This window comes from Natrononativus sp. DTA114, assembly GCF_059736515.1.
The window spans coordinates 691,283-715,931 of record NZ_JCASSN010000003.1; the positions used below are offsets into that span (position 1 = coordinate 691,283).

29 protein-coding genes are annotated in these 24,649 nt (G+C 64.8%); 21 read left to right on the forward strand and 8 right to left on the reverse strand.

From position 1 onward, the window contains the following. Positions 1-122: 122 nt before the first annotated feature. Positions 123-437 (forward strand): hypothetical protein, encoded by a 315-nt coding sequence (locus AC6I6S_RS13675; RefSeq protein WP_497950860.1) that lies wholly within the window; start codon positions 123-125, stop codon positions 435-437. A 68-nt stretch (positions 438-505) separates the two neighbouring features. Here the strand turns inward: AC6I6S_RS13675 and AC6I6S_RS13680 are convergent, their stop codons facing one another. Both AC6I6S_RS13680 and mvaD read right to left on the reverse strand, forming a co-directional pair. After that, positions 506-1,648: an NAD(P)/FAD-dependent oxidoreductase gene (locus AC6I6S_RS13680; RefSeq protein WP_497950861.1), complete on the reverse strand. Its 1,143-nt coding sequence runs from the start codon at positions 1,646-1,648 to the stop codon at positions 506-508. Between the two features lie 301 nt (positions 1,649-1,949). Beyond that, positions 1,950-2,936: a phosphomevalonate decarboxylase MvaD gene (gene mvaD, locus AC6I6S_RS13685; RefSeq protein WP_497950862.1), complete on the reverse strand. Its 987-nt coding sequence runs from the start codon at positions 2,934-2,936 to the stop codon at positions 1,950-1,952. A gap of 139 nt (positions 2,937-3,075) precedes the next feature. On the opposite strand from mvaD, the gene AC6I6S_RS13690 reads away from it, so the two are divergent. From AC6I6S_RS13690 to AC6I6S_RS13700, 3 genes are all read left to right on the forward strand, one after another. After that, positions 3,076-4,377, forward strand: a complete 1,302-nt coding sequence (locus AC6I6S_RS13690; protein WP_497950863.1) for an outer membrane protein assembly factor BamB family protein — start codon at positions 3,076-3,078, stop codon at positions 4,375-4,377. A 55-nt stretch (positions 4,378-4,432) separates the two neighbouring features. Further along, on the forward strand, positions 4,433-5,116 hold the full coding sequence (gene nth, locus AC6I6S_RS13695) for an endonuclease III (protein WP_497950865.1): 684 nt from the start codon (positions 4,433-4,435) through the stop codon (positions 5,114-5,116). A gap of 98 nt (positions 5,117-5,214) precedes the next feature. Continuing rightward, the gene (locus AC6I6S_RS13700; protein ID WP_497950866.1) at positions 5,215-5,439 is read left to right on the forward strand and encodes a hypothetical protein; all 225 of its coding nucleotides are present in this window, start codon (positions 5,215-5,217) and stop codon (positions 5,437-5,439) included. A 36-nt stretch (positions 5,440-5,475) separates the two neighbouring features. On the opposite strand, the gene AC6I6S_RS13705 is transcribed toward AC6I6S_RS13700, so the two are convergent. Both AC6I6S_RS13705 and AC6I6S_RS13710 read right to left on the reverse strand, forming a co-directional pair. Next, positions 5,476-6,300, reverse strand: a complete 825-nt coding sequence (locus tag AC6I6S_RS13705; RefSeq protein ID WP_497950867.1) for an IS5 family transposase — start codon at positions 6,298-6,300, stop codon at positions 5,476-5,478. Between the two features lie 81 nt (positions 6,301-6,381). Next, positions 6,382-6,867, reverse strand: coding sequence for a DUF7321 family protein (locus tag AC6I6S_RS13710; RefSeq protein ID WP_497950868.1), 486 nt, complete (start codon positions 6,865-6,867; stop codon positions 6,382-6,384). 186 nt (positions 6,868-7,053) lie between these two features. Here AC6I6S_RS13710 and AC6I6S_RS13715 point away from each other — a divergent pair, with 186 nt between their 5' ends. The 10 genes from AC6I6S_RS13715 to metG all read left to right on the forward strand — a co-directional run bounded on the left by AC6I6S_RS13715 (position 7,054) and on the right by metG (position 16,066). Then, entirely contained in the window at positions 7,054-7,896 is an 843-nt protein-coding gene (locus tag AC6I6S_RS13715; protein WP_497950869.1) for a DUF7319 domain-containing protein, read from the forward strand. Positions 7,897-7,967: 71 nt separating this feature from the next. Beyond that, positions 7,968-8,633: a plastocyanin/azurin family copper-binding protein gene (locus AC6I6S_RS13720; RefSeq protein WP_497950871.1), complete on the forward strand. Its 666-nt coding sequence runs from the start codon at positions 7,968-7,970 to the stop codon at positions 8,631-8,633. A gap of 3 nt (positions 8,634-8,636) precedes the next feature. Beyond that, a complete protein-coding gene (locus AC6I6S_RS13725) occupies positions 8,637-9,041 on the forward strand; it encodes a DUF7318 family protein (protein WP_497950872.1) in 405 nt (134 codons plus the stop codon). A gap of 3 nt (positions 9,042-9,044) precedes the next feature. Beyond that, on the forward strand, positions 9,045-9,908 hold the full coding sequence (locus AC6I6S_RS13730) for a ubiquinol-cytochrome c reductase iron-sulfur subunit (protein ID WP_497950873.1): 864 nt from the start codon (positions 9,045-9,047) through the stop codon (positions 9,906-9,908). Then, positions 9,908-10,705 (forward strand): cytochrome b, encoded by a 798-nt coding sequence (locus AC6I6S_RS13735; protein WP_497950874.1) that lies wholly within the window; start codon positions 9,908-9,910, stop codon positions 10,703-10,705. Before AC6I6S_RS13730 ends, AC6I6S_RS13735 begins: the two co-directional genes overlap by 1 nt. Positions 10,706-10,709: 4 nt before the next feature. Beyond that, positions 10,710-11,468 carry a cytochrome b family protein gene (locus AC6I6S_RS13740; RefSeq protein ID WP_497950875.1) on the forward strand — a complete coding sequence of 253 codons (759 nt, stop codon included), beginning with the start codon at positions 10,710-10,712 and terminating at the stop codon, positions 11,466-11,468. Positions 11,469-11,483: 15 nt separating this feature from the next. Then, complete coding sequence (locus AC6I6S_RS13745; protein WP_497950877.1) at positions 11,484-11,813, forward strand: DUF7315 family membrane protein; 330 nt, start codon at positions 11,484-11,486, stop codon at positions 11,811-11,813. Next, entirely contained in the window at positions 11,806-12,075 is a 270-nt protein-coding gene (locus AC6I6S_RS13750; RefSeq protein ID WP_497950878.1) for a DUF7314 family protein, read from the forward strand. The genes AC6I6S_RS13745 and AC6I6S_RS13750 overlap by 8 nt, the downstream gene beginning before the upstream one ends. A gap of 323 nt (positions 12,076-12,398) precedes the next feature. Continuing rightward, on the forward strand, positions 12,399-13,700 hold the full coding sequence (locus AC6I6S_RS13755; RefSeq protein WP_497950879.1) for a succinylglutamate desuccinylase/aspartoacylase family protein: 1,302 nt from the start codon (positions 12,399-12,401) through the stop codon (positions 13,698-13,700). Positions 13,701-13,978: 278 nt separating this feature from the next. Beyond that, positions 13,979-16,066 carry a methionine--tRNA ligase gene (gene metG, locus AC6I6S_RS13760; protein WP_497950880.1) on the forward strand — a complete coding sequence of 696 codons (2,088 nt, stop codon included), beginning with the start codon at positions 13,979-13,981 and terminating at the stop codon, positions 16,064-16,066. Between the two features lie 39 nt (positions 16,067-16,105). On the opposite strand, the gene AC6I6S_RS13765 is transcribed toward metG, so the two are convergent. Together AC6I6S_RS13765 and AC6I6S_RS13770 are read right to left on the reverse strand one after the other, a co-directional pair. Next, positions 16,106-16,330: a hypothetical protein gene (locus AC6I6S_RS13765; RefSeq protein WP_497950882.1), complete on the reverse strand. Its 225-nt coding sequence runs from the start codon at positions 16,328-16,330 to the stop codon at positions 16,106-16,108. Positions 16,331-16,610: 280 nt separating this feature from the next. Further along, positions 16,611-16,895 carry a GYD domain-containing protein gene (locus tag AC6I6S_RS13770; protein ID WP_497950883.1) on the reverse strand — a complete coding sequence of 95 codons (285 nt, stop codon included), beginning with the start codon at positions 16,893-16,895 and terminating at the stop codon, positions 16,611-16,613. A gap of 120 nt (positions 16,896-17,015) precedes the next feature. Here AC6I6S_RS13770 and pyk point away from each other — a divergent pair, with 120 nt between their 5' ends. The 5 genes from pyk (at position 17,016) to AC6I6S_RS13795 (ending at position 21,727) form a co-directional block, all read left to right on the forward strand. Further along, positions 17,016-18,767, forward strand: coding sequence for a pyruvate kinase (gene pyk / locus AC6I6S_RS13775; protein WP_497950884.1), 1,752 nt, complete (start codon positions 17,016-17,018; stop codon positions 18,765-18,767). 45 nt (positions 18,768-18,812) lie between these two features. After that, positions 18,813-19,154 (forward strand): DUF7312 domain-containing protein, encoded by a 342-nt coding sequence (locus tag AC6I6S_RS13780; protein ID WP_497950885.1) that lies wholly within the window; start codon positions 18,813-18,815, stop codon positions 19,152-19,154. A gap of 59 nt (positions 19,155-19,213) precedes the next feature. Then, positions 19,214-19,786, forward strand: a complete 573-nt coding sequence (locus AC6I6S_RS13785) for an NfeD family protein (RefSeq protein ID WP_497950887.1) — start codon at positions 19,214-19,216, stop codon at positions 19,784-19,786. A gap of 65 nt (positions 19,787-19,851) precedes the next feature. Then, positions 19,852-20,994 (forward strand): SPFH domain-containing protein, encoded by a 1,143-nt coding sequence (locus AC6I6S_RS13790; protein WP_497950889.1) that lies wholly within the window; start codon positions 19,852-19,854, stop codon positions 20,992-20,994. A gap of 115 nt (positions 20,995-21,109) precedes the next feature. After that, the gene (locus tag AC6I6S_RS13795) at positions 21,110-21,727 is read left to right on the forward strand and encodes a winged helix-turn-helix transcriptional regulator (protein WP_497950891.1); all 618 of its coding nucleotides are present in this window, start codon (positions 21,110-21,112) and stop codon (positions 21,725-21,727) included. 41 nt (positions 21,728-21,768) lie between these two features. Here AC6I6S_RS13795 and AC6I6S_RS13800 read toward each other — a convergent pair whose 3' ends face one another. Together AC6I6S_RS13800 and AC6I6S_RS13805 are read right to left on the reverse strand one after the other, a co-directional pair. Then, positions 21,769-21,990, reverse strand: coding sequence for a DUF7123 family protein (locus AC6I6S_RS13800; protein ID WP_497951484.1), 222 nt, complete (start codon positions 21,988-21,990; stop codon positions 21,769-21,771). Positions 21,991-22,160: 170 nt separating this feature from the next. Then, positions 22,161-22,694, reverse strand: a complete 534-nt coding sequence (locus AC6I6S_RS13805) for a DUF84 family protein (RefSeq protein WP_497950893.1) — start codon at positions 22,692-22,694, stop codon at positions 22,161-22,163. A 213-nt stretch (positions 22,695-22,907) separates the two neighbouring features. Here AC6I6S_RS13805 and AC6I6S_RS13810 point away from each other — a divergent pair, with 213 nt between their 5' ends. Beyond that, positions 22,908-23,888 (forward strand): transcription initiation factor IIB, encoded by a 981-nt coding sequence (locus tag AC6I6S_RS13810; RefSeq protein WP_497950895.1) that lies wholly within the window; start codon positions 22,908-22,910, stop codon positions 23,886-23,888. Between the two features lie 48 nt (positions 23,889-23,936). Next, positions 23,937-24,614, forward strand: coding sequence for a type I 3-dehydroquinate dehydratase (locus AC6I6S_RS13815; RefSeq protein WP_497950897.1), 678 nt, complete (start codon positions 23,937-23,939; stop codon positions 24,612-24,614). The last annotated feature ends 35 nt before the right edge of the window (positions 24,615-24,649 follow it).

Genomic DNA, 24,649 nt, shown 5'->3' on the forward strand with positions numbered 1-24,649 from the left:
CTGCTTCCGAGCACCGATCGTTCGTCGACTCGAGAGCGACGACGTCCGCGGATCGACGACTGCAGTTAACGGGCTCATAATAACTTACGTCGCTCGAGTATCCCTGCTCGGGGTGACAACCCATGTCCCAAGAGCCAGAAGGCGGCCGAAGCCGTGATTCTGCTCGAGCGGAACAACCTCCGGAAGACCGGCGACGCGAACCGCGCTTCGCTCCCGGAGCGTGGATGGCGTCGACCGCGATGCAGACGATCGTGGCCGTCATCGGCCTCGTCGTCGTCCTGTTCGCGGTCGGCCAGGCGGTCGGCGCCGACTTGCTCGGCATGACCGCGGAAGCGCTCTCGACGCAGACCGGCCAGTGGCTTGCGGTGGCGGTCATCGCACTGATCGTGGTCGGTGCTGCGCTGCGCGCAATGGCGTTCACTCGCGCTCGCTGGTAACTCCGGTTCGACGTTGTCTCGCCCCTTTTTACTGCGCGACCTCGACTCACCGAGCGATTGCTGCTGGCTCAGCGTCGACGCCCTGGAAGCGCGCGCTGTACCTGCTCGACGGCCCCTTCGACGTCCCCGATCGCGGAGTGGTAGCCGACGCCGACGGTCGTCTTCACCGCCCTCGCGGGCTTCCCCCGCAGAACCCTCGAGCCGACCTGCGCGACGGCGTCGTCGCCCACGCTGACGATCCAGCCCGGCGACTCGAACGTAAAGCGCTCGAGACGCGGCTCGAACAACCCCCCGTCGCGCTCGTACTCGACGAGCCGCGAGAGATTCGTGGCGGCGGTGCGGGCCTCGCGGACGGCCGCCTGGGCGCTCGCCGGTACCGCCTGACCGTGGGCGTCGACGACGCGGACGGCGTCCCCGAGCGCGAAGACGCGGTCGTCGAGTCGAAGGTCGCTTCGCACTGTCGGTCGATCTCCCGACAGCGCCGCCGGGCCGGCGATGCCGCCGGCCCAGACCAAGGTATCGGCGGGATACACCGTTCCGCTCTCGCAGGCGATCGCCTCCGCGTCCGCGTTGACGACCGTCTCGCCGGTCCGGACCTCGACGCCGCCATCGACGAGCGCCTCCCGGAGCGCGTTCCGGAAATTCGCCGGGAACTGCGGAGCGACCTCGTCGTACTGCTCGAGCAGCGTCACCGTCGCGTCGTCGCGGCCCTGCTCGCGGGCCAGCGCGGCGAGTTCGCCCGCGACCTGCACCCCCGAGAGGCCGGCGCCGCCGACGACCAGCCGCGGCTCCTCGCGCTCGAGCGAGGCGAGCGCCGCCGCCCGAATCCGTTCCGCGTGCTCGAGGCGCTTGAGCGGGAGTGCGTGCTTTCGAACGCTCTCGAGGCCGTAGAAGGCTGTTTCGGCGCCGAGACAGATCGCGCAGTAGTCGTACTCGAGGTCGCCGTCGGCACAGACGACGGTCCGAGTGTCGCGGTCGATCCGCTCGACGCGCGCCACCCGGAGGCCCGCCCGCTCGAGGAGATCCCGCAGTGGTAAACTGATCTCCTCGGAGACTGCGGGCCGGCGGATCGCACGGTGGAGTTCGTGCTGGACGAGGTGGTCCGGCGACTCGTCGACCAGGGTGATGTCGACGTCGTCGGGGAGGTCGCGCTCGAGCAACCGCGTGAGCGTCAGTCCGGCGTAGCCGGCTCCGAGAACCGCGACGTGCATGGGGTAGGGTAGGGACTCGAGAGATAAAGGTGTAGGCGGCGAATGAGCAGCAGTGGGTGGTGGCCGAGAGCGCGGTCGCCGCTCGCGTGGCGACTCGCGCGACCCGGGGGAGGGCAGGCGAGTGTTCGGCTCCCGCCGCGAAAGAGCGAAGCGAGTGAGCGGGCCGACGACAGATGTATAGGACGCGAAGCGTCCGGAACGGAAGGAGGAGTGCTTTTGATCGAGCTTTTACCGAGTGACGGCAGGCTGTGCGACAGCGTCGCTGTCGTCAGCCTGCCAGAACGCAGAGTAAAAGGTCGTTTTAGAACAAGTGGTCGTCTTCGTCCTCGAGCAGTTTCGCGGGGCCGCCGACGCCCCACGTCGTCGTGGAGACGCCGCAGTCGGAGATCGCTTCCTCGACGCGGTCGGCGTGTTCCTCGGTGGTGTTGACGTAGACGCTGGCGCCGGTGTCCGTCGAGAAGTAGACCGGAATCCCCTCCTCCTCGCGGAGTTCGCGAACCGTGTTGAAGATCGCCAGGGTGGCGGGCTGCCAGTAGACCCAGCCCTCGGGGCCGGTCATCGTCGTCGCGGCCAGCGACAGCGAGTCGTGCTCGGCGAGTTCGAAGGCGGCCTCGAAGTCGTCGTTCCGGAGGTGATCGCGCATCTCCGCGATCTGGCCGTGGATGTGGGCGTTGCGCGCCTGGAACATGTGGCTGTCGGCGGCCTCGTCGTGGGCGTCCTCGGTTTCCTTGTGGTAGGGAACGAGTCCGACGACGATCTTGAGCTCCTCGTGGAGGTTCGTCGGCACCCGGCGGGAGCGACAGTCCTCGTCGTTCAGGCCGGTGTAGAGCTGGGAGAACGCGCCGGTGACGGCCCTGGCGGCGGAGGCCGAGCCCACGCGGGCGATCGTCGAGATATCCTGGAGCGAGGCGTCGAGTTCGGCGGCCTCGGCGAGCGCGCGGGCGGCAGCGGCGAAGCCCGACGACGAGGAGCCAAGCCCGACGTTCGAGGGGAAGCTGTTCTCGCTCTCGATCCGGACGGGGTAGACGGTGTGGGCGGCGTCGGACATGCCGCGGGCCTTTTCGACCACCGCCTCGAGTCGGTCGAAGGCGCGGCCCTCGAGTTCCTCGCCGTCGACGACGTAGACGTCCTCGTCGTACTCCATCGAGAACTCGACGGTAGTACGGGTGTGACTCGGCGCAGTGCAGACGCTGATGCTGTCGTGATACGGGAGTCGCTCGATGTCGTCGCGCATCCCGTGGTACTTCACGAGACCCTGAATGGGGTGGGCCATCGCCGTCGCTTTCATACCCCCACAGGTGAGTGACGGCCGCTTAAAGTTCACGGCATCCGCCGGGACGGACTAGAGGTGAGTGTGCCACCTCGCCTCGACGAGCGCCGGGTTGACCCACCGGAAAACATATACAGTTGACGGAAAAGGGCGGACGATGCCTGGCCACACACGACGGCGGCTGCTCGGCGCGATCGCTGGCACCCTCCCCGCCGGGTCGCTCGCCGGCTGCCTCGAGGCCACCGGTGGAGACGAATCCGACGCGTCCCCGACGGATTCACCCTCGCCGACGAACGAGTCCGAACCCGATCCGGAGCCGCCCGACCGGCCCGCGGCGGCGTGGTCGTTCCGCGAGGAAGAGCCCGGTCGACGACGCGACGACTGTACCAATTGCGGCGGAATCGCCGGGACGCCGATGGTTACGGAGGACCGCGTCTACGTTCCGGGGCAGGATCTCTACGCGCTCGAGCGGGCCAGCGGCGGTCGAGTGTGGAAGTACGAGACGACGGTTCCCGTCGACGACGCGTCCACGATTTCAGACGGGACCGTCTACGCGGTCGCTGGCGTCGACTTCGGGCAGGGTGGTCGGAAATATAGAACGTACGCGATTGACGCCGATAGCGGCGAGGTCGACTGGGAGTACGGAACCGAGCGGTCGGTCTACCAGTCCGTGTTGGGGGTCGGTCCCGACTCGGTGTACCTCGCGACCTACCAAGACGAGGACGGACCCGACGGGTTCCCCGTCTACGCGGTCGACCGGTACCACGGCTCCCTTGAGTGGGAAGCCGAAACCGGCAGGCCGCGGAACGCGGTCGTTCGCGACGGTACGGTCTTCGTCGGTTCGTCGGGTGGTCTGACCGCCTTCGACGCCGATACCGGCGACCGCCTGTGGCGACAGGACGAAGATCGGTCGGGGCACGCAACGGTCGTCGGCGAGTCGATCATCTACCGGTCCGAGGGGGGACTCCGCGCGTTCGATCCGGATGGTTCGACGACGTGGCAGGACGGGACCGATTGGGGCGTCTACGACTACGCCGTCGACGGAGGGACGGTTTACGCGACCACGTTCTCCGACGGCGTCTACGCGGTCGACGCGGCGACGGGCGAGCGACGGTGGCACCACGACCCCGGCGAACTCCGCGGTCTCTCGGTCGACCGCGGTCGCGTCTACATCGCGCTCGCGGACGCCGTGCTCTCGATCGAAGACGGCGACGAACGGTGGCGATGGCGGTCGCCGTGGCGGTTCCCGCATCCCGAGGCTGACGGGGGTGGTGTCTTCGTTACCGAACGCCGCGACGGTGGAACCGAGGTGGTTTCCATCTCGGACGACGACGGCGAGGAGCGGTGGCGTACGAACGTGGCCGACGAGTGGACGTCGTCCGCGGTCGTCGACGGGACGCTCTACCTTGGCGGCGAGTCCGGCACGCTGTCGGCCTTCCGGTCGGAACCGGTCGCCTGATTCCGTCGCGGCGGAACCGAATCGCTGAAACCCCTGCTCTCGCAACAGGTTCCCTATGGGAACCCCCCTCGAGAGCCGCACTGAACAGGCCGAAGAGATCGTCGACCGCCTCGAGGCGGAGTACCCCGATTCGACCATCTCGCTGCGGTACTCGAACCGTCTCGAACTCCTGATTGCGGTGATCCTCTCGGCGCAGTGTACCGACGAACGGGTCAACAAGGAGACGCGCGAACTGTTCGAGACCTACGAGAGTCCGGAGGACTACGCGAACGCCCCACAGGAGGAACTCGCCGAGGCGCTTTCTTCGATCACCTACTACAACAGCAAGGCGAGCTACATCCGCGAGTCCTGCGAGCGAATCGTCGAGGAACACGACGGGGCGGTGCCGGATACGATGAGCGAACTGACCGAACTGCCCGGCGTCGGCCGGAAAACCGCCAACGTCGTCCTGCAACACGGCCACGATGTCGTCGAGGGGATCGTCGTCGACACCCACGTTCAACGGCTCTCGCGGCGGCTGGGGCTAACTGAGGAGGAGTACCCGGAGACGATCGAGCAGGAGCTGATGGCACTGGTTCCCGAGGGCTACTGGCAGCAGTTCACGCACCTCTGTATCGACCACGGACGGGCTGTCTGTACGGCACGGAGCCCCGATTGCGGTGAGTGCGTGCTTGCAGACATCTGCCCCTCCGAACGCGGCGACAGCGAGGTCGACCTCGCCTCCGGCGACCCCTGGTAGGACTCGAGTGTCGTCCTGCTGACGGGGGAAGGCGGTGCGTCGACTGTCGCAAGGCCAAACCCTTTTCCATCCAGTGTCGTACCGCCGGGTGAAGACCCATGTCCGACGACACAGAACACGGCCGCGACGTCGAACTCGCGAAGGAGGACACCGACGCGGAGGACGACGAGGAACTCACCGAAGAGGAGATGGAGGCGCGTCGGAAGCGCCACGAAGAAGAGCGCCGTCAGGATATCGAGCACGAATCCGAGGAGCGAGAGGACGACGCCCTGGAGCACCAGAATCCCGACAACCACCGGGACGAGGAGCCCTTTAACAGCTAACGGCCGTGGTGAATCGCCATACAGCGGTTGATTTGGCTAGTTCACAGCACGCTTGATGTTGTAGACGGCACACATCAGGACGACTTCACGGAACTCTCGATACCAAGATCGCGCACGCACGGCGTCGCCGAGCGTGCGCTTGATCACCGAGAAGACGGTCTCAGACAACGCCCTCTGGCCGTAGAGAGTCTCATCGATCCGCGCGTTATGCGCGTGATCGATGGGACGGAACTCACGATGCTTGATTAGCGGTCTTACGCCCTCTTCCCGCAGTTTATCACGTAATCGTTGCCAATCGTAGCCTTTGTCGGCGGCGAGGCTGTGCAACTCGCCCGCGTTGCGGCGGGCGAGTTGCCAGCCGAGCTGGGTGTCGTGACGTTTCTCGGTTGTGCAGTGAACGTCGAGGATTGCCTGTGTCCCTGTATCGACGAGAGCGGTTGTTTTGAGCGTCTGAACACGGTAATTCGTGCGACGGCAGTAGTGTTTGCTCGCGTTTTCGCGGTCGAAAAACGTCGCGTCCATCGCCGCGTGACCAGATGGCTCGTGCAGCTGCGCCGACAGGCGCAGCAGCACTCGCCAGACGGCCATCTTGATCCTGTCAAATGCCTTCACTAGCGTCGAGTGATCAGGGAGATCAGCCTTCTCAAGGCCGATCTCGGCCAGTATTTGTGGCATCTCGCTCAGCAGATCGAGCGCTTCGCGGTAGGATTTTTCTAGGTAAATCCGGAGACAGTGGAGCGAAATGACGGCGTAGTCGGCGAATCCGCCGCCACCCTGCGGGGCGGCGGATTCACCTCGGCCACCAACAGCACTTTTTGCTAACGTCGCCACTTTCCCAGTGAAGCGGGAGACTTTGGACATAGACCATCCGCCGTTTCCCGCTTCAACTTCCTAGTTCTGACGGATCAACTCGACGCTTTCTGGCGATTCACCAGAGCCCAGCTAACGGAACACCGGGTACCGGATGAGGTACCTGATGATCCCGAGGAGATAGGCGAGCAGCCAGAAGAAGACGTAGCCGAAGACGCCGATCCGGAGCCGTTTTCGCCACGCGCCGACGTTCTCGTGGAGATCGTCGAGTGCGACGTCCTGGTCGGGATCGTGATACAGGTCGTGGGCGATTTTCACCTGGAGGATGCGGACGATTCCGGTCAGACCGACGAGCAACATCGCGTACGCCTGCAGGCCGAAAAAGGCGTGAACCGCCAGGAGACCGCCGATCTGATCCACCGTTCGGGGGATCATCCAGACGACGACGGGAACGGTCGTCAGCGCCAGGCCGACGGCGATGAACTTGAGGTGGTGAAGCAACACTCCCCAGGTGACGACCTCGGCGTCGATCATGATCCAGGCGCCGTAGAGGTAGAACGGAAAGCTGGCGGTCACGAGAACGGCGACGATCGTTGCGATCGTCAGCTCCGACACCATGTTCGGAACTCGGGAGGGGGCACGAATAAACGAAGCGAAAAGCGAGGCGGACGAGTCGACCGCCCATGGTGGAGCTGTGATGACGTTCGATCCGGCCTGCTGGCCTCGAGCTCGCCGTTCTCGACGGGCGTTTGCCGCCGCCGACAACCGTCACGCTAACAGGGGTAGCGACCCAAGGCTCGAGTGATGAGTGACGCCTCCGACGACCCGGTCGACGCCGTCGAGGACCCAGCGGAGGCACCGACGGACGCAGTAGACGAGGACCTCGAGGAGCTGCGCAAGCGCGTCGAGGAGAAGTACGACTTCGACGACTTCAGCCCGGCGGATATGGCCGAGATGACCGCCGAGGAGTGGGACGTCGCCTTCGACGACGAGACCTGGATCACCGGCGACGAACTGCTCGAGCGCGTCGAGCGCGAGCTGAAAGCGCGGATCGCCGACCGGGACGTCTTTGCCGTCCTCGAGTACGCGAGGGTCGACGGCGAGCGCGTGCTGGTCGCCTACTCGGATACGGACTACGCGATCGTGTACGCGAGCGGCAGCGTCGAAGGCCGGGGGACGGTCGTCCGCGACATCAAGCCGACGGTGGCGCTGTGTTCGATGGAGAGCTACGACGTCGCGGAGCCGCCGACGGACTGGCAGCTCCCGAGTCCGGCGGAGATTCCGGATTCGGGAAACGAACTGGGCAACTGGATGCTCCAGCTACTCGCGGCCTCCCAGATCCTCCTCGGGGTCGCCGCGATTGCGGTCTGGATCGTCCAGGACCTCCAGGACCAGCTCGTGCTTGGTGTGACGGGCATGGGACTGATCGTTATCGGACTGATTCTGTTCACGATGGTCGCGAACGCCCGGCTCTCCGAGAAGTTCCAGGTGCGCGCCTACCGCGAGCGCCTCCGGTCGATCGGGCTCGATTCCGAGGAACGACCCACCTTTCTGCCGATCGACGACGAGGCGTTCGAGGAGAGCGAGGATCGGCGAGGTGGCGACTCCCTCGAGGGCGAGCACGACGGGCTCGAGGGGCCGTCGTGAGAGGGAGTGACGGGGGCGGGAGCCGCCAGCATCGGTGGGTTTAAGCGAACCCGTTCCTGAGTTCAGCCTGTATGAATAGGCGGGAGTTTATGGTAGCGGCCAGCGGCGTTACCGGTGGAGCCGTAGTCGCATCTGCTGCGACACCCGTCGTCGCACAGGAAGACGGAAACGGCGATGACGACCCCGACGCCGAGGACAACGGCGAGGAGGAGAACGGCGCGGAAGAAAACGGTGCGGAGAACGGCGAGGAGGAGAACGGAAACGGCGCCAACGGCGGCGGTGGTGGCGGCACCGAGCACGTCGAGGTCGGTGACGACTACTTCGAGCCCGAAGAACTGACCGTCGAGCCCGGGACGACCGTCGTCTGGGAGTGGGTCGGCGAACGCGACCACAATATCGCGCCGGGTAGCCAGCCCGAGGAGGCAGACTGGGATGGCCACACCGACTTGCAGTCCGACGGCGAGTACGAGTTTACCTTCGACGTCGAGGGCGAGTACGAGTACGTCTGCGAACCCCACGTTGGTGTCGGGATGGTCGGTTCGGTCATCGTCGACCCCGACGGCGGTGAAGAGGCGGCCGCAGCCGGTGACGTCGACATTCACGAACTCGGCATCCCGATCCAGAAGCACTTCGTCGGCGTCGCGACCTTCCTCGCGATCTTCGTCTCGTTCGTCTTCACGTTCTACCTGCTGAAGTACGGCGAATCATCGCACTCGAGCAGCCCGGGGAGGAAATAATATATGTCATCTTCAGGAAGCACCTACGGCGACATCCACCGGTACGAACCGCCCCGCGAGAGCACCGCGGCCGCGATCGCGATCGTTCTGTTGACGTTCGTTCAGATCATCTTCGTCGCCCTGTTCGTCTACGGACTGGCCGACAACTGGGCCATCGGCGGTCTCGACGGCGGCACCGGGAACATGGTTCTCGGCTTCTTGCTGTCGGCGATCTTCATCAATCTCGGATTTATCCTCCTGCTCTACCGCAAGGAGTTTCTGCCGGACGTGATGATCGTCAAGAAACGACGGCGCAAATGGGAGGACCTCTACGTCCGCGAGGAGGACGTCGAAGGGACCACCCTCGCCGCCGAAACCGGCGCGTGGGACACAGTCAAACGCGCAGTCTACCCCTACTACAAACGATAAACAATGGCAAACGACGACAACTATCCGGTCGAATCCGACCGCCGCCGCTTCGTCAAGGGCGTCGTCGGTGGGGCCGCCCTCTCGGGCGCGCTCGCCACCGGCGCCGTCAGCGTCTCGCTGGCGACGAGCCCGGCGGGTGGCGGTGGCGGTATCATGAACTACCGTGGCGCAACGCGAACGCTCGGACCGGCCCCCCGTGGGCTGCCACAGATTCCCCTCGAGGTCGACGACGAGGGGAACCTGATGGGCATCTGGCCCGAGCCGGAGACCGAAGAGCTGGCCGACGGCAGCGAGTACACGTTCTCTGCGACGGAGATCGCCGACGTCGAGTACACGACGGAATGGTACCAGTACTGCGGGCTCCAGACGTTCCAGGGGCTCGTTCCAGACGCCGACGGCCAGGACGCCTATCTCCGCTACGACATCGGCGAGTACGACTGGATGGAGGACGTCGGCGAAGGCGACATGATCAACGTCGACGACTTCGACGACTACGAGGAGTGGGGGAACGAGATCGGCGAAGCCGGCGTCGGGAAACCGGCGACCGGCACCTGGCGCTCACAGGAGGTCCCGCCCGAGGAGACGATCCCGATCGTGGTTATCCGAAGCGAGCGGATCCGGGAGATCGCCGAGGAGCAGGCCAACGAGGGCGACGAGTGGCTCCAGGAGACCTGCCCCGAGGGCTTCATCGCCTTCATCAACAAGTGTACGCACTTCTGTTGCGTGCCCGGATACAAGAACCGTGACGGTGCCCCCGAATTCGGGGCCGAGGACAAGATTTACTGCAACTGCCACAACTCGGTCTACGACCCCTTCGAGATCGTCGAAGACCAGTTCGTGTCGCTGCCGCGACCGGAGGACGACTGATGAGTATCGAGCGCAAGGACGAACACGACCACGGTGCGTGGCTCGCCGAGCGGGATCTCTCGCTCATCGAGAAGACGTACCTGATGACGCTGATCTGGCTCGACAAGCGGTTCCGGGTCGTCGACTACCTCGAGCTGATGGAGGACATGTACTACAAGGTCAACCTCCAGATGCCAAAGAGCCACACCGAGCAGTACAACCTCGACAACAAGTTCTGGTACTGGTATCCGCTGTACGCGTTAGGATCGTTCTCGGTCATCGCCTACATCGTTGCCGCAGTCAGTGGTGCGCTGCTGGGCTTCTACTACGCGCCCTCTACCGCCGGCGAGGGCGATCCGGAGGCCTATCTCCAGATCGTCGCGATCATGAAGGACCTGAACTTCGGGTTCATGCTCCGGAGCATCCACCGCTGGTCCGCACAGGTGATGACCGCGGCGGTGTTCCTGCACATGCTGCGGGTCTACTTCACGGGCGCCTACAAGGAGCCCCGCGAGGTCAACTGGCTGATCGGCATCATCCTGCTCAGCCTGACGATGGTGTTCGGGTACACCGGCTACCTGCTGCCGTGGAACCAGCTCGCGTTCTGGGCCGGCCAGATCGGCGTCGAGATGGCGATCGCGGTGCCGATCGTCGGCGAGTGGGCCGCCCAGTTGCTGTTCGGCGGGTTCAGCCTCGGCCAGCCCACCCTCCAGCGGATGTACATCCTCCACGTGTTCGTCCTGCCGTTCGTGGTGACAGCGCTGATCGCGTTACACATCGGCATCGTCTGGATGCAGGGAATCGCGGAGCCACACTAATCCAATGAGCGACAACAACGAACCCCAAACCGACGGAAGCGGCCCCGGAATCGTCGCGCCGGACGACGAAGTCCCGACCTGGCGCGAGCGAAAGGAACGAACCACGGGCCTCTCGAGGCTCACCTACGAGTACTTCGAGCGCGCCCGCCGGGAGGACCAGGATCTCCGCCAGGAGTCGAGCTACGTCGAACGAGACGTGCTCGGCTTCCCGGCCTGGCCTCACGAGACGATCCGTAACCTCGCGCTCACGAGTTTCTTTACGGGGATGTTGCTGTTCCTCGCGGCGATGCTCCCGCCGCACCTCGGCGACCCCGCGAATCCGGCGGTGACACCGTCGGTGATCCTGCCCGACTGGTATCTCTACTGGTCGTTCGGCCTGCTCCACCTCGATCCGCTCAACCCGGAACTCGCGATCGCCGGCGGCGAGAAGATCATGTCCGACGAACTGTACGGCGTGCTCGCGAACGTCGCCGTCGTGACAGCCATTGCGATCGTGCCGTTCCTCAACAAGGGCGGTGCTCGCCGACCGGTCGAAGAGCCCTTCTGGGCCGCGGTCGGCGTCGGCGGGGTCGTCTTCGCGTTTACGATCAGCATCATCCCGATCCAGGAGATGTTCCCGTTCCCGGTCGCCATCACGTTCGACCTGGCGTTCCTGTTGCCGATCATCGCGGCGACGATCGCCTACGCGGTGTTGAAGACGATGCGCGAGGGCTACATGTACGACCTCAACAAACGCTACTACCGGCTCAGGCCGCCGCGGTAGTACCGCACACGGGTTATGACCGATTCCGACGCACCTGGTGACGTGACTGAGCCGGAGACGGCGTCCGGCCGGCGCGAAGTCGTCGTCCCGATGCGTCTGTACAAGACGATCACCGTGTTTTCGACGATCATCGCGATCGTCGGCGTTCTCGGCGGGTTCGTGTTGCTCGACGTCGCGACGAACCGGACGCAAGCCGAACTTTCGGAAGTCAACGTCCTCGTCGCCGTTCTCGGCGTGGCGATGATCGCCTTCGGGGCCGTGACGTACGCCTTCTCGACCCGGTTTCGAACCGCAGAAATGGGAAACGCTAAAGACGACACCGACGAAGGATCCAACAATGGCTGACGAATTCATGAAAGGGTTCGCCATCCTCACCGGTGGCCTGCTGGTGTGGATGACGTTCGCCGGGTGGTACAATACGCCTGACTTCTACGAGGCCCAGCTCATCGGGCCGAACCCGGAAGACCCTGGAACGTACACCGCGATCGCGCTCGTGCTCAAAGACGCCGCGCTCTACTTTGCGATCTTCGGCGCGCTCACCTTCTGGGTGATCCTTCCGGCGAGCCGCCGCGCACGCGCTCACTACGCGAACAGCTCGAACAACTGATCGACCGGACGCCTCGAGAGCCCTCCGTTTTCACCGGTGTCTGCGACCCGATTCGTGAGACGATGTTCACGGATCGAGCACGTTCAATGTACACGGAAAGTCATTGTTCATAAAGAGTACAGTAGTAAATACTGTATGTTATCCTGAAAGGGTGATAGCAACAAAACGTAATGGAGACCCCAACACCAGACCGACGCACGGTTCTTGCGGCGACGGGCGGGCTTGCTCTGCTCGGGGCGGCGAGTACCGGTTCGGTCAGCGCATCGAGTTCGGCCACGCAGCAACGAGCAGACGCCCTTCCCTCCCCCTACGACTATCCGGTAATGGGGACAAATTCGCGTAACCCGACGGTTACTCTCTACGGAAACTTCGCCTCCTCGGGCAGCCAGCGATTCGCGCAGAACGGGCTTCACGACGTTATCGAGCAGTTGGTCCTCCCCGGCGACCTCAACCTCGAGTTCCGCCACCTCTCTGCCGTTCCCGGGAGTTCTGATCCGGGGCTGATGTGGACGAACGTCGAGGACGAACAGTACATGACGGAGGTCGTCCAGACGATCTGGCACTACGAACCCGAGAACTTCTGGTCGTTCTTCCAGTACATGATGGAGAACCCACCGAACGGTTCGTTCTCCAACGGCGACGCTCGAGCAGCCCTCGAGGCAGCGGGTCTTCGAAACACCGCCCGGATCCCCAACGAGGCGGAGCGAGGGTGGTTCACCCACCACGTCGATCGCATCACCGCGACCGCGGACGCGGACGACGTTTCCGAGATACCCCAGTTGGTGGTCAACGGCGAGAGTCGACTCGGAAACGATGGGAACCTCCTCTCGTGGCTCGAGAGCCACGCCTCCGCCTGGAGCGAGCCGGCGCATACGTCGGCATCGGTCGGCGGCTCGAGCGGCGGCTCCACCCCATCGGAGCCGTCCGAACCCGAACCGCAGCTCACACGCGAGGAGTGGAAGATCATGACCGGCACGAAGTACGAGACGCCGGTGTACGAGATCGACAGCGGCGAACCGGGTCCGGTCGGCTTCGTCGTCGGCGGCCAGCACGGGATCGAGCCCGCCGGCTGGGAGGCGGCACACAACCTGCGACGGATGACGCCCGAGAGCGGGAAACTCGTCGTGGTCCCCGAGGCCGATCGAACGGCGATCAGGGCCAACACGTACAGCGGCGACGGTGGCAACCTGAACCGCCACTGGCCGTCCGGTTCGCGACCGAGTTCGCAGATCGCCCGCGAGATCTGGGCTGAGATCGAGGCCGCGGACCCCGACGTGATCCTCGACCTGCACAGCTCTCGAGGCATCTACGGCGGCTCGCCCTCCGGTGTCGGGCAGGCGATTTTCCCGACGCCGAACGCCCGCAGCGGGGCGAACGACGTCATCGACGAGATGAACGAGCGCCACGTCAAGCCTGACGGCTTCGGCGGCGATCACCTGTTCACCCGCGGGAACGACCAGAGCGGCTACAATCCGCTGCTCTCGCACAAGGTCGGCGGCGACACCGACGCCCTCGGATTCCTCTTCGAGACGACCCGTTCCGGCGTTCCCCTCGACACCCGAATCGACTGGACGACGATCGCGTCCGTGAAAATGCTGCGCCGCGGCGGTCTGGTCCTGAAGTAACGACGCCTCCGCCTTTCCTGTAGTCGGATGTCGATGTGACGATACCTTTTTGAGCAGTAACGCCCTACGTGGCGGTAGATCGATGACGGCACGTGCTGCATTCGACGATATTCTGATGCGCTGTTAGTGCCGTCTTCGGGTGGACCTTCACGATCATCGCCGGTCATACGGTTTCCGCGTGGGGTGAAACCCGACGACTCCTTTTCCGCGAAGCGGCAGGTATTGCGCACGAACCGAAATCGGCGGGGTTTAACGCCCGCCATCGACTCACCATACACATGAGCCACGACGAGTTTCCGACGGACCGCCCCGCGGTCGTGACCTGCGGGTTGCCCTACGCCAACGGCGACCTGCACATCGGTCACCTCCGCGGCTACATCGGGGCAGACGCGTTCACCCGATCGTTACAGACCCTCGGTCAAGAGACGGCCTACGTCTCCGGATCCGACATGCACGGCACACCGGTCGCGGTCAACGCCGAGAAGGAGGGCGTCGACCCCGAGGAGTTCGCGCTGCGCTGGCACGAACAGTACGAGGAGACGTTTCCGAAGTTCGGCGTCGAGTTCGACAACTACGGACACACCCACGACGAGACGAACACCGAACTGACCCAGGAGATCGTCCGCACCCTGGACGAAGAGGGGTACGTCTACGAGGACGAGGTGTTGGTCGCCTACGACCCCGAGGCCGACCAGTACCTCCCCGACCGTTACGTCGAGGGGACCTGTCCCTACTGCGGAGCGAAGGCCCGCGGCGACGAGTGCGACGAGGGCTGCCAGCGTCACTTAGAGCCCGGCGAGGTCGAAGACCCCCACAGCGTCCGCACCGGCAACCCGGCGGAGTACCGAGAGCGCACCCACAAGTTCTTCCGCGTCTCGGAGTTCGCCGACTACCTCACCGAATTCTTAGACGGCCTCGAGGGCACCTCGAACGCGCGCAATCAGCCCCGCCAGTGGATCGAGGACGGGCTCCAGGACTGGTGTCTCACCCGCGACATGGAGTGGGGGATCGACTATCCCGGTGCTGAGGACGACGACATCGTTCTGTACGTCTGGGTCGACGCGCCGATCGAGTACATCGCCTCGACGAAACAGTACTCCGAACGCGTTGGCGCCGACGAGTACGACTGGGAACAGGTCTGGAAGGACGATGGCGAGATCGTTCACATCATCGGCCGGGACATCATTCAACACCACACGATCTTCTGGCCGGCGATGCTCGAGGCCGCGGACTACAACGCCCCGCGGGCGGTCGCGGCGACCGGGTTCATCACGATCGGCGGCAAGGGACTCTCGACGAGCCGAAACCGGGCGATCTGGGCCAGGGAGTACCTCGAGGAGGGCTTTCACCCGGACCTGCTGCGGTACTACCTGACGACGACCGGCGGCCTTCAGCAGGACGTCGACTTCACCTGGCAGGCGTTCCAGGAGAAGGTCAACGGCGAACTCGTGGGAACCGTCGGCAACTTCTGGTACCGCTCGCTGCTCTTCGCCTACCGGAACTACGAGGGGACGCCGGAGGGCGAGGTTTCGGCGGAGGTCGAAGAGCGCATCGAGGGCGCCATCGGCGAGTTCCGCGAGGCCGTCAACGACTACTCGCTGCGCGGCGTCGGCCAGGCCGCCACGCGGCTTGCCCAGTTCGGAAACGAGTACATCCAGCGCAACGAGCCCTGGAAGCTCACGGACGAAGAGCCCGAGCGCGCACGGCAAGTGATCCGCGACTGCGTCCAGATCGCGAAGGCCGTCGCCGTTCTGCTCGAGCCGATCGCCCCCGGCAAGGCCCAGGCGCTCTGGGAGCAGATCGGCGAGGACGGCGCCGTCGGCGACGTTCACCTCGAGGACACCCTCGAGGCGCCACCCCGCAACTTCGACGAACCGGGCGAACTGTTCGAGAAGATCGAGGACGACCGCGTCGACGAACTCGAGGCGGCACTCGCCGGCCGGATCGCGGAGGCAGAAACCGACGGGAAAACCGAAAGCGACGACACCGGGGCGGACGAAGACCCAGCTATGGCAGACGACACCAGCGAACTCGAGGCGCTGCTCGAGGATCGGATCAGCTTCGACGAGTTCCAGGACCTCGACATCCGCGTCGGCCGCATCGAGAGCGCCGAGGGGATCGAGGGCGCGGACGACCTCGCCAAACTCGAGGTCGACATCGGCTTCGAGACCCGCCAGGTCGTCGCGGGGATCAAACAGCTCCACGATCTCGACGCCCTGCCCGGCGAGAAGGTCGTCCTGCTCGCGAACATGGAGCCCGCCGAACTGTTCGGCGTCGAGTCCAACGGAATGGTTCTCGCGGCCGGCGAGCAGGCCGACCTGCTGACGACCCACGGCGATAGCGAGGTCGGCGCGAAGGTGCGGTAAGCCCGCCTCTCCGGTCACGTTCTCTGGTTCTTCGATCGGTTACTCTTCTACGGACGCCGAGTACGCGTCGCCGAACACGTGGTGTTCGGTGACTGCCGCCCGACGAACCCCGCCACGGACCCGCACCTCGAGCCGATAGCCGGTGTCGACGAGGTCGTCGGTGCAGGCACCGAACCCCCAGTAGTCGTTGGCCGCAACGACCAGCAGGTCGAGTCGGTCCTGTGAGTTCTCGTACTCTGCATGGCCAGTTCGACGGACCCACACCGACTCGAGCCGTACTGGACGGTGCCGCGGGCGGTAACGGTGTCGCCCTCCAGTTCGACCTCCGGAGGGTCGTCGTAGGCGAGTTCCGGGGCGACGAGTTCGAAGTCGGTCGAGAGGCGAAGGCGGTCGAGACAGCCCGCGGTTGCGACGACCCCGGTTCCGACGACCGCACCGAGATACGCGCGTCGATGCATGACGTATCGGTCACGGCGGTTCGCCGAATAGATATCGGAAAATTGAGCTGTTCCGGTAGCCGCTCGAGCGCGTTCGGTCCGTCGAGCTAGATCTCGTCGACCAGGTGAGAGAAGTCGTCGGTGTTGACGATCTCCATGGTCTGTGCGGAGAGGCCGTGGCGGCGAAGCGTCAGCGCCGATTTGAACGCCGCCTCCCGGTCGGTGGCCTCGAATGTGACGAGGAAATCGTGTTCGCCCAGAATCGCGTACGACTCGAGGAGTTCGGCGTCGTGTTCCTCGAGTTCACCCCTGATCTCCCCCCAGATCGAGGCCAGTTCCTGGGCGTTCTGGACGTCACGTTCTGCGGTTACCAGCGACGCGTACTTTGGCATACCCGCCGGTACTCTGTTGAGTGTGAAAACCCTTGGCCTGGCGGAGAACTCTCGAGAAGGAACAACTCACGGGCGAGTAAGTCGCGTACCTTTTTGCCGCGCTCGCGTGTAGCCACGCGCATGAGAAACGCGAAAATCGTCTGCACGCTCGGGCCGGCCTCCGCCAGCAGGTCGATGATCCGGGACCTTGCGGAGGCGGGAATGTCAGTCGCCCGGTTGAACGCGAGCCACGGTAGCCCCGAGGATCGGGCCGAACTGATCGAACGGGTCAAGAGCGTCGACGAGGAGACGGCGTTCCCGGTCGCGACCATGCTCGACATGCAAGGTCCGGAGATCCGAACCGCACCGCTCCCCGACGGCGAAACGATCACGCTCGAGACCGACTCGGAGGTCACCTTCCGCGAGGGCCGGGAGGCGACGCCGGAGCGGGTCGGCCTCTCGCTGTCGGTCGAAGGCGTCGAACCCGATGACCGCATCCTTCTCGACGACGGCCTGATCGAGACGACGGTGCTCGAGGTCGACGGCGGGACGATCCGCGCACGAGTCGACACTGGGGGAGAACTCGGCGGCCGAAAAGGAGTCAACATTCCGGGGGTCGACCTCGACCTGGACGTCGTTACCGAGAAAGACCGTCGCGACCTCGAACTCGCCGCGGAAGCCGAGGTCGACTTCGTCGCGGCGAGTTTCGTCCGCGACGCCGCGGACGTCTACGAGGTCAGCGAGGTGCTCGAGGCGTTCGGCGCCGATATTCCGATCGTCTCGAAGATCGAACGGGCGGGTGCCGTCGAGAATCTAGACGAGATCATCGACGCCTCCCACGGAATCATGGTCGCCCGCGGCGACCTCGGCGTCGAGTGTCCGATGGAAGACGTCCCGATGATCCAGAAACGGATCATCCGGAAGTGCCAGAACGCGGGCCGGCCGGTGATCACCGCGACGGAGATGCTCGATTCGATGGTTCACGCCCGGCGGCCGACCCGTGCGGAAGCCTCCGACGTCGCGAACGCCGTCCTCGACGGGACCGACGCCGTGATGCTCTCGGCGGAGACGGCCGTCGGCGACCACCCCGTCGCCGTCGTCGAGGCGATGGACAGCATCGTCCGCGAGGTCGAGAACTCCGCGGAGTACGACGAGGTGCTCGAGCAGCGGGTTCCCACCGCGGGCGAGGCACGCACCGACGCACTCGCTCGATCCGCTCGCTATCTGGCCCGCGACATCGGTGCCGACGCCATCGTCGCCGCGACGGAGTCCGGCTACACGGCGCTGAAGACCGCGAAGTACCGTCCCGGCGTCCCCGTGGTCGCCTCGACGCCGAGCCACCGCGTGCGCCGCCAGCTATCCCTCGCGTGGGGGGTAAACCCACTGTACGCCCAGATCTCCGACCAGGGAGCAGACGCCGTCGTCGAAAAGGCCGTTCAGGCGGCGCTCGAGGCCGGCGTGGCCGAGAGCGGGGATACGGTGGTCGTCCTCTGTGGAATGATGACCGAACTCGAGGGGGCGAACACGACGAACATGCTCAAAGTCCACGTCGCGGCGGACGCCCTCGCGACGGGGCGCGTCGTGGTCGGCGGGCGGACGTCGGGGCCGGTCGCCAGACTCTCCGACGGCGACCTCTCGAGCGTTCCCGAGGGTGCGATTCTCGCTCTCGACGCGACGTTCGACGACGAGTTCGAGGGTGGTCTGGAACGAATCGGCGGAATCGTCGACGCTCGGCCCGGGATGACCGGCTACCCGGCGCTCGTCGCCCGCGAGATCGACGTCCCGATGGTGAGCGGGGCGGACCTCTCCGAACTCGAGTCCGGCCGCGTCGTCACGATCGACGGCGAACGCGGGGTCGTCTACGGCGGCGACACGGGCGCCCGCAGCCGGTGATCCGATGACCGCGGCTTTTTGTCCGCGGCGACAGTACTGAGACACATGGCAGAGCAACCGTCCGGCGACCGTCCGGGCGACGACGATCGACGGACGGATTCAATCGAATCAGAGGGTGGCTTCGAGTTCGGTACCGTCGACGAGCCGTCGGAGGACGACGGCTGGGAACGAGTTCCGATCACACCCGATGACGACCAGGACGCGCGAACGACCGCCGGCGCCTCCGCTGACGCCCCCTCCGAGACCGCCGATCCGTACGGACCCGAGCCACGGTCGACCCCGGTGCTCGCGGGGGACCCCTCCCTCGAGAACGCCGTGTTCGTTCTCATCGGCGCCGTCGCGATGATTCTGGTGATCCTCAGGGTGGTTTCGATCACCTTCGCCTGAGTCGCCGATGCGTGCTCTCGCGATAAACACTTAATCGGAACGAGATCTTAGTTACACGTATGCTCGAACTTCTCTTCGCGAACATGCCCCTCGCGCTGTTGGCGGCCGGACTCGTGTTGATGGCGCTCGAGGCGCTCTCTCCCGGCGCGCACCTGATCGTCGTCGGCATCGCGCTCGTCGGCGCGGGCCTGATCGGGGTGCTGTTCCCGCCGGCGGCCGCCCCGCTCGTCCTCGCCGCGTTAACGCTCGTTATCGGCGGGGCGGCTGCGTACGTCTACCGCGAGTTCGACTTCTACGGCGGGAAGGGAACCGCCCAGACGAAAGACTCGAGTGCGCTCTCGGGGGCGACCGGCTACGTTACCGAGGCGGTGACGACACGCGGGGGCGAGGTCAAACTCGACAAGGGTGGGTTCGCTCCCTACTACAGTGCGCGAACGACCAGCGGCACCATCGAGGAAGGTGAGGAGGTCATCGTGCTCGATCCCGGCGGTGGAAACGTCCTGACAGTCGAGGCGATGGGCGCGATCGAATCGGACGAGATCGATCGGGCGCTCGCACGCGGGGCGGCGGACGAATCGGCCACCGATTCGCAGTCGGACGAGTCGGCGAAAGAAACCGAAAAGTCGAGCTAACACACAGTCCGATATGTTGTTCAAATAAGGGAACGCTTTTCACGTCACCACCGTAAGACGGCAGTATGGTACCCGATCTGATAATCATGCAGGCAACGACCGGCATCGGGCTGTTCGTCGGTGCCCTCGTGCTCATCGTCGTCCTTGCGGCGCTGCTGAGCGCGGTCGAGATCGTCAACGCGTACGAAAAGCGTGCACTGACGGTCTTCGGGGAGTACCGCTATCTGCTCGAGCCCGGCATCAACCTGGTGCCGCCGTTCGTCTCGAAGACGTACAAGTTCGATATGCGAACGCAGACGCTCGACGTGCCGCGCCAGGAAGCAATCACGCGAGACAACTCGCCTGTCACGGCCGACGCCGTCGTCTACATCAAAGTGATGGACGCCAAGAAGGCGTTCCTCGAGGTCGACGACTACAAGCGCGCCGTCTCGAACCTCGCCCAGACCACGCTGCGTGCCGTCATCGGTGACATGGAACTCGACGACACGCTTTCCAAGCGCGAGGAGATCAACGCGCGCATCCGCACCGAACTCGACGAACCCACAGACGAGTGGGGAATCCGTGTCGAGAGCGTGGAGGTCCGCGAGGTCAACCCCTCGAAGGACGTCCAGCGCGCGATGGAGCAACAGACCTCCGCAGAGCGCAAACGCCGTGCCATGATTCTCGAGGCACAGGGTGAACGCCGCAGCGCCGTCGAGACGGCGGAGGGTGACAAGCAGTCGAACATCATTCGCGCACAGGGTGAAAAGCAGAGTCAGATCCTCGAGGCGCAGGGTGACGCGATTTCGACGGTCCTGCGCGCCCGCTCCGCCGAGTCGATGGGCGAACGCGCGATCATCGACATGGGGATGGACACGCTCGCCGAAATCGGCCAGAGCGAGTCGACGACGTTCGTCCTGCCACAGGAGCTGTCCTCGATGCTCGGGCGCTACGGTAAACACCTCTCGGGCAGCGACATCAAGGAGGACGGCCAGGTGCTCGACAGTCTCGAGTTCGACGACGAAACCCGCGAACTCATCGGGCTCGACGACATCAGCGAGATGATCGGCGAGATCGACGAGGAAGCCGACATGGACGTCGAAGCGATGGAACAGGAGGCACAGGCGATCAAGGAGGGGAAGGATCCGAAGGAGATCAAGGACCCCGACGAGGTTATCGAGGAGATGAGTCAGGACTTCGAGAGCGCATCCGACTCGTCGAAGAACTGAACACGCGGCCCTCGGTCGCTGTCCCCTTCGATTTCGATCGTACAACTGTTAGCAATTTCTGGGGCGGAGCGAAACCTGTTTTAGCCTCCGTCTCGTTACGGGCCGTAGGCATAGCATGACTGCTCCTGACGGGGTCGACGAACAGAAACGGGCGACCCTCCGTCGGTTCGCCGCCGTTGGTGCCGCTGCCCCGCTTGCACGGTTTTCCGAGTCGGCAGCCGCCAATACCGGCGAGAGCGACGCTCGAGACGCCATTATCGGCTACCTGTCGGCCACGCCGGGAGCTCACTTCTCGAAGATTCGTGACGACCTCCAGCTTGGCACCGGGGAAACCCAGCACCATCTCCGGCGGCTCGAGGAACTCGGAGCGCTCGAGCGCTACCGCGACGGAGATTACAAACGCTTCGTCATCGCGGATCGCTTCGACGGGTTCGAGCAGACGACGCTCGGCTACCTCCGCCGGGATACGCCGCGCGGAATGCTTATCGAGTTACTCCGTACGCCCGATGCCACCGGCGGCGATCTCGCGACGGCCCTCGAAGTGTCGGCGCCGACGGTGAGCAAGTACGCCGGCCAGCTCGAGGACGCGGGTGTCCTCTCCCGGGGGGACGGCTACACCGTCGAGCGACCGGAGACGGTGCTCTTGCTGTTGGTTCGATACGCCGACTCATTTGGAGAACGAGCGACGACGCTCGCGAGCGAGGCGGACGGGTTGCTCCGGTACGACGGCTAACCGGTGAGAGCCGGAGAGAACGGTATCGCAGTGTAGAAGCGCTAGAGGCTAACCTTCCAGGTCGTACTCGAGGAGTAGCCCCACTTCTCGATGTCGATATCGTGACTTCCCTCCTGGAGGGCAGTGATGTTCGAGCCGACCTCTTTGGCCGTCATCCCGAGCTCCTCGCCGATGAGTCGCGACTTGAAGTACGTCTTCGTCGCCGCGTGCTCCCGGAGGTAGCCGAGAATCTGGCGTTGTTTGGTCGTGAGGTCGGGGGCCATTGCAGTGCTCATACCCGTATGCAAGCCCGGCAGTATAATAGTGGGTTTGGTACGTGCGGCTAATGCGGCGCCTGCGTGCGGTTTTCTCCGCGAGTAACGGCGAACTAACCGACTGGAAACAGCGTCTTGGTACGAGCGGTTAACACGTGTTTTCGACGGATATTCACGCGTCAGTGGGAGTCGCCGCGACCGTCGTAGTGAGCGGTAACGAACGGGCCGAACGCAGCCGCGACGGCGTCGGTTAGTGCCGTCGTCCGGTCGGTCAAGCCGTCGGTGAGAGCCCCGGCAGCGCCCTCCGTCACCGCGATTTCCGTCGTCCCGAGGTAACTGTTCATTATCGGCCCGAGTTCGCCGCCTCCCTCGAGCCGGGTCGCGATCTCGGGTGGCAGTTCGAAACTCGGACCGCCGCCCCGTCCCATCTGCTCGCCGTCGGTGACCGCAGCCCACATGATCAGATACAACCCCGGCGCTCCCTCGAGCGACGCGACACCCCCCTCGAGTCCGACGCCGTACGCCCCGCCTCCGATTTCGAGCGCTCGGCGGGCACGGGTTTCTGCACCCCGAATCGTCTCCGCGATCGATCGTGGTTGTTCGGATACTCCGGAGTCGACGTCGACGACGGATACGGTGGGTTCGTACCGCTCGAGTGCACGTTCGACCGCTGCGACTTTGACCGGGTTCGTACTACCGACCGTGATCTCCATGCAGGGTCGTATCGATGGAGGGGCTTGTGCCCGCCGGTTCAGTCGATCACCTTCATTAATGTTTTGATTATTCATGCTACTACCGACGAATATCCGCGTTTCGAGCGTCGTTGAATGGTGATTCCGAAATGTTTATATCTGGGCTGTCAGAACCAGGTAGGTAACGACCCCGTCCGGACCGTTCTCAGCTCCGGCCGGTATTTCCCACACGGTATGACTAACGCACCACCTACCACCAGAGTCCGACGTAGCGATCAAGCGGAGACCGAAGAGACGAGCGAATCAACCGACAGCAGCGTCTCCTGTCCGGAGTGTACGGGCCACCTCGTTGTCGACGACGAACACGGCGAAACCGTCTGTGAAGACTGTGGGCTCGTCGTCGACGAGAAGTCAGTCGACCGCGGCCCCGAGTGGCGAGCGTTCGACGCCGCCGAGAAGAACAAGAAGAGCCGCGTCGGCGCCCCCACGACGAACACCATGCACGACAAGGGGCTGTCGACCAACATCGACTGGCGCAACAAGGACGCCTACGGTAACTCCCTTGGCTCCCGACAGCGCGAGAAGATGCAGCGCCTGCGCAAGTGGAACGAGCGCTTCCGGACCCGCGACTCCAAGGAGCGAAACCTCAAACAGGCCCTCGGCGAGATCGACCGGATGGCTTCCGCACTGGGGCTGCCGACGAACGTCCGCGAGACGGCGTCGGTGATCTACCGCCGGGCGCTCAACGAGGACCTCTTGCCGGGGCGCTCCATCGAGGGCGTCTCGACTTCCTGCGTGTACGCCGCCGCCCGCCAGGCCGGCGTTCCGCGCAGCCTCGACGAGATCGCCGAGGTTTCCCGCGTCGAGAAAAACGAGATCGCCCGCACCTACCGCTACGTCGTCCGCGAACTCGGCCTCGAGGTCCAGCCGGCCGACCCCGAGAGCTACGTCCCCCGCTTCGCGTCCGGGCTCGAACTCTCCGACGAGGCCGAACACCGCGCCCGCTCGTTGCTCCAGAACGCAAAGGAGAAGGGCGTCCACTCGGGTAAATCGCCCGTCGGCCTCGCCGCGGCAGCCGTCTACGCCGCCGCCTTGCTCACCAACGAGAAGACCACGCAAGCGGCCGTCTCCGACGTCGCCGACATCTCCGAGGTCACGATCCGCAACCGGTACCACGAGTTGCTCGAGGCCGAAGAAACCATCGGGATGGCGTAACTCGCCGCAAGCGCCCCGTTTTTAGTTGCCGCCAGTCCTCCTCGAGCCATGGACTTCGACTCGTTTCGGCTGGCCGCCTCGACCGCCGATCTCGACGAGGAACCGGCCGCCCGTGAGCACGCGGACTGTCTCGAGTTCCGGATGGACCTTGCCGGCGAGCCGCTCGAGGCGCTGGCGGAGTACGACGGCGAGTTACCGATCCTCGCGACGAACCGCGCCGCGTGGGAGGGGGGCAACTGGTCGGGCTGTGACGACGACCGGATCGAGACGCTCGCCGAGGCGGCTCGCATCGGCGCCGTCGGTGCGGTCGACGTCGAACTCGAGTCAATTCGGAGGGGGGAGGCCGACGCGGTCCTCGAGACCGCTCGAGAACGCGACGTCGCTGTCGTCGCCTCTGCCCACGACTTCGACGAGACGCCGCCGCGAGCCGAACTGGTCCGTACGCTCACCCAGGCCAGCACGCACGGGGACGTCGCGAAGCTGGCGGTCACGGCGGCGTCGAACGCGGATACCCTGGCGGTGCTCTCGGCGACCGAACAGCTTACGAGCGACGGCGAGACGGTGGCGACGATGGCGATGGGAGCAATCGGCAGCCACACTCGAGCCGTGGCGCCCGTCTACGGGTCGAAAATCGGTTACGCACCGGTGAGATCGGAGCGGGCGACGGCTCCCGGCCAATACGACCTCGAGATGCTGGCAATGGTGACCGACGCGCTTCTCCGGTAACACCTCCGCCGAGGCCGCTTCGCTATAGTAACAAC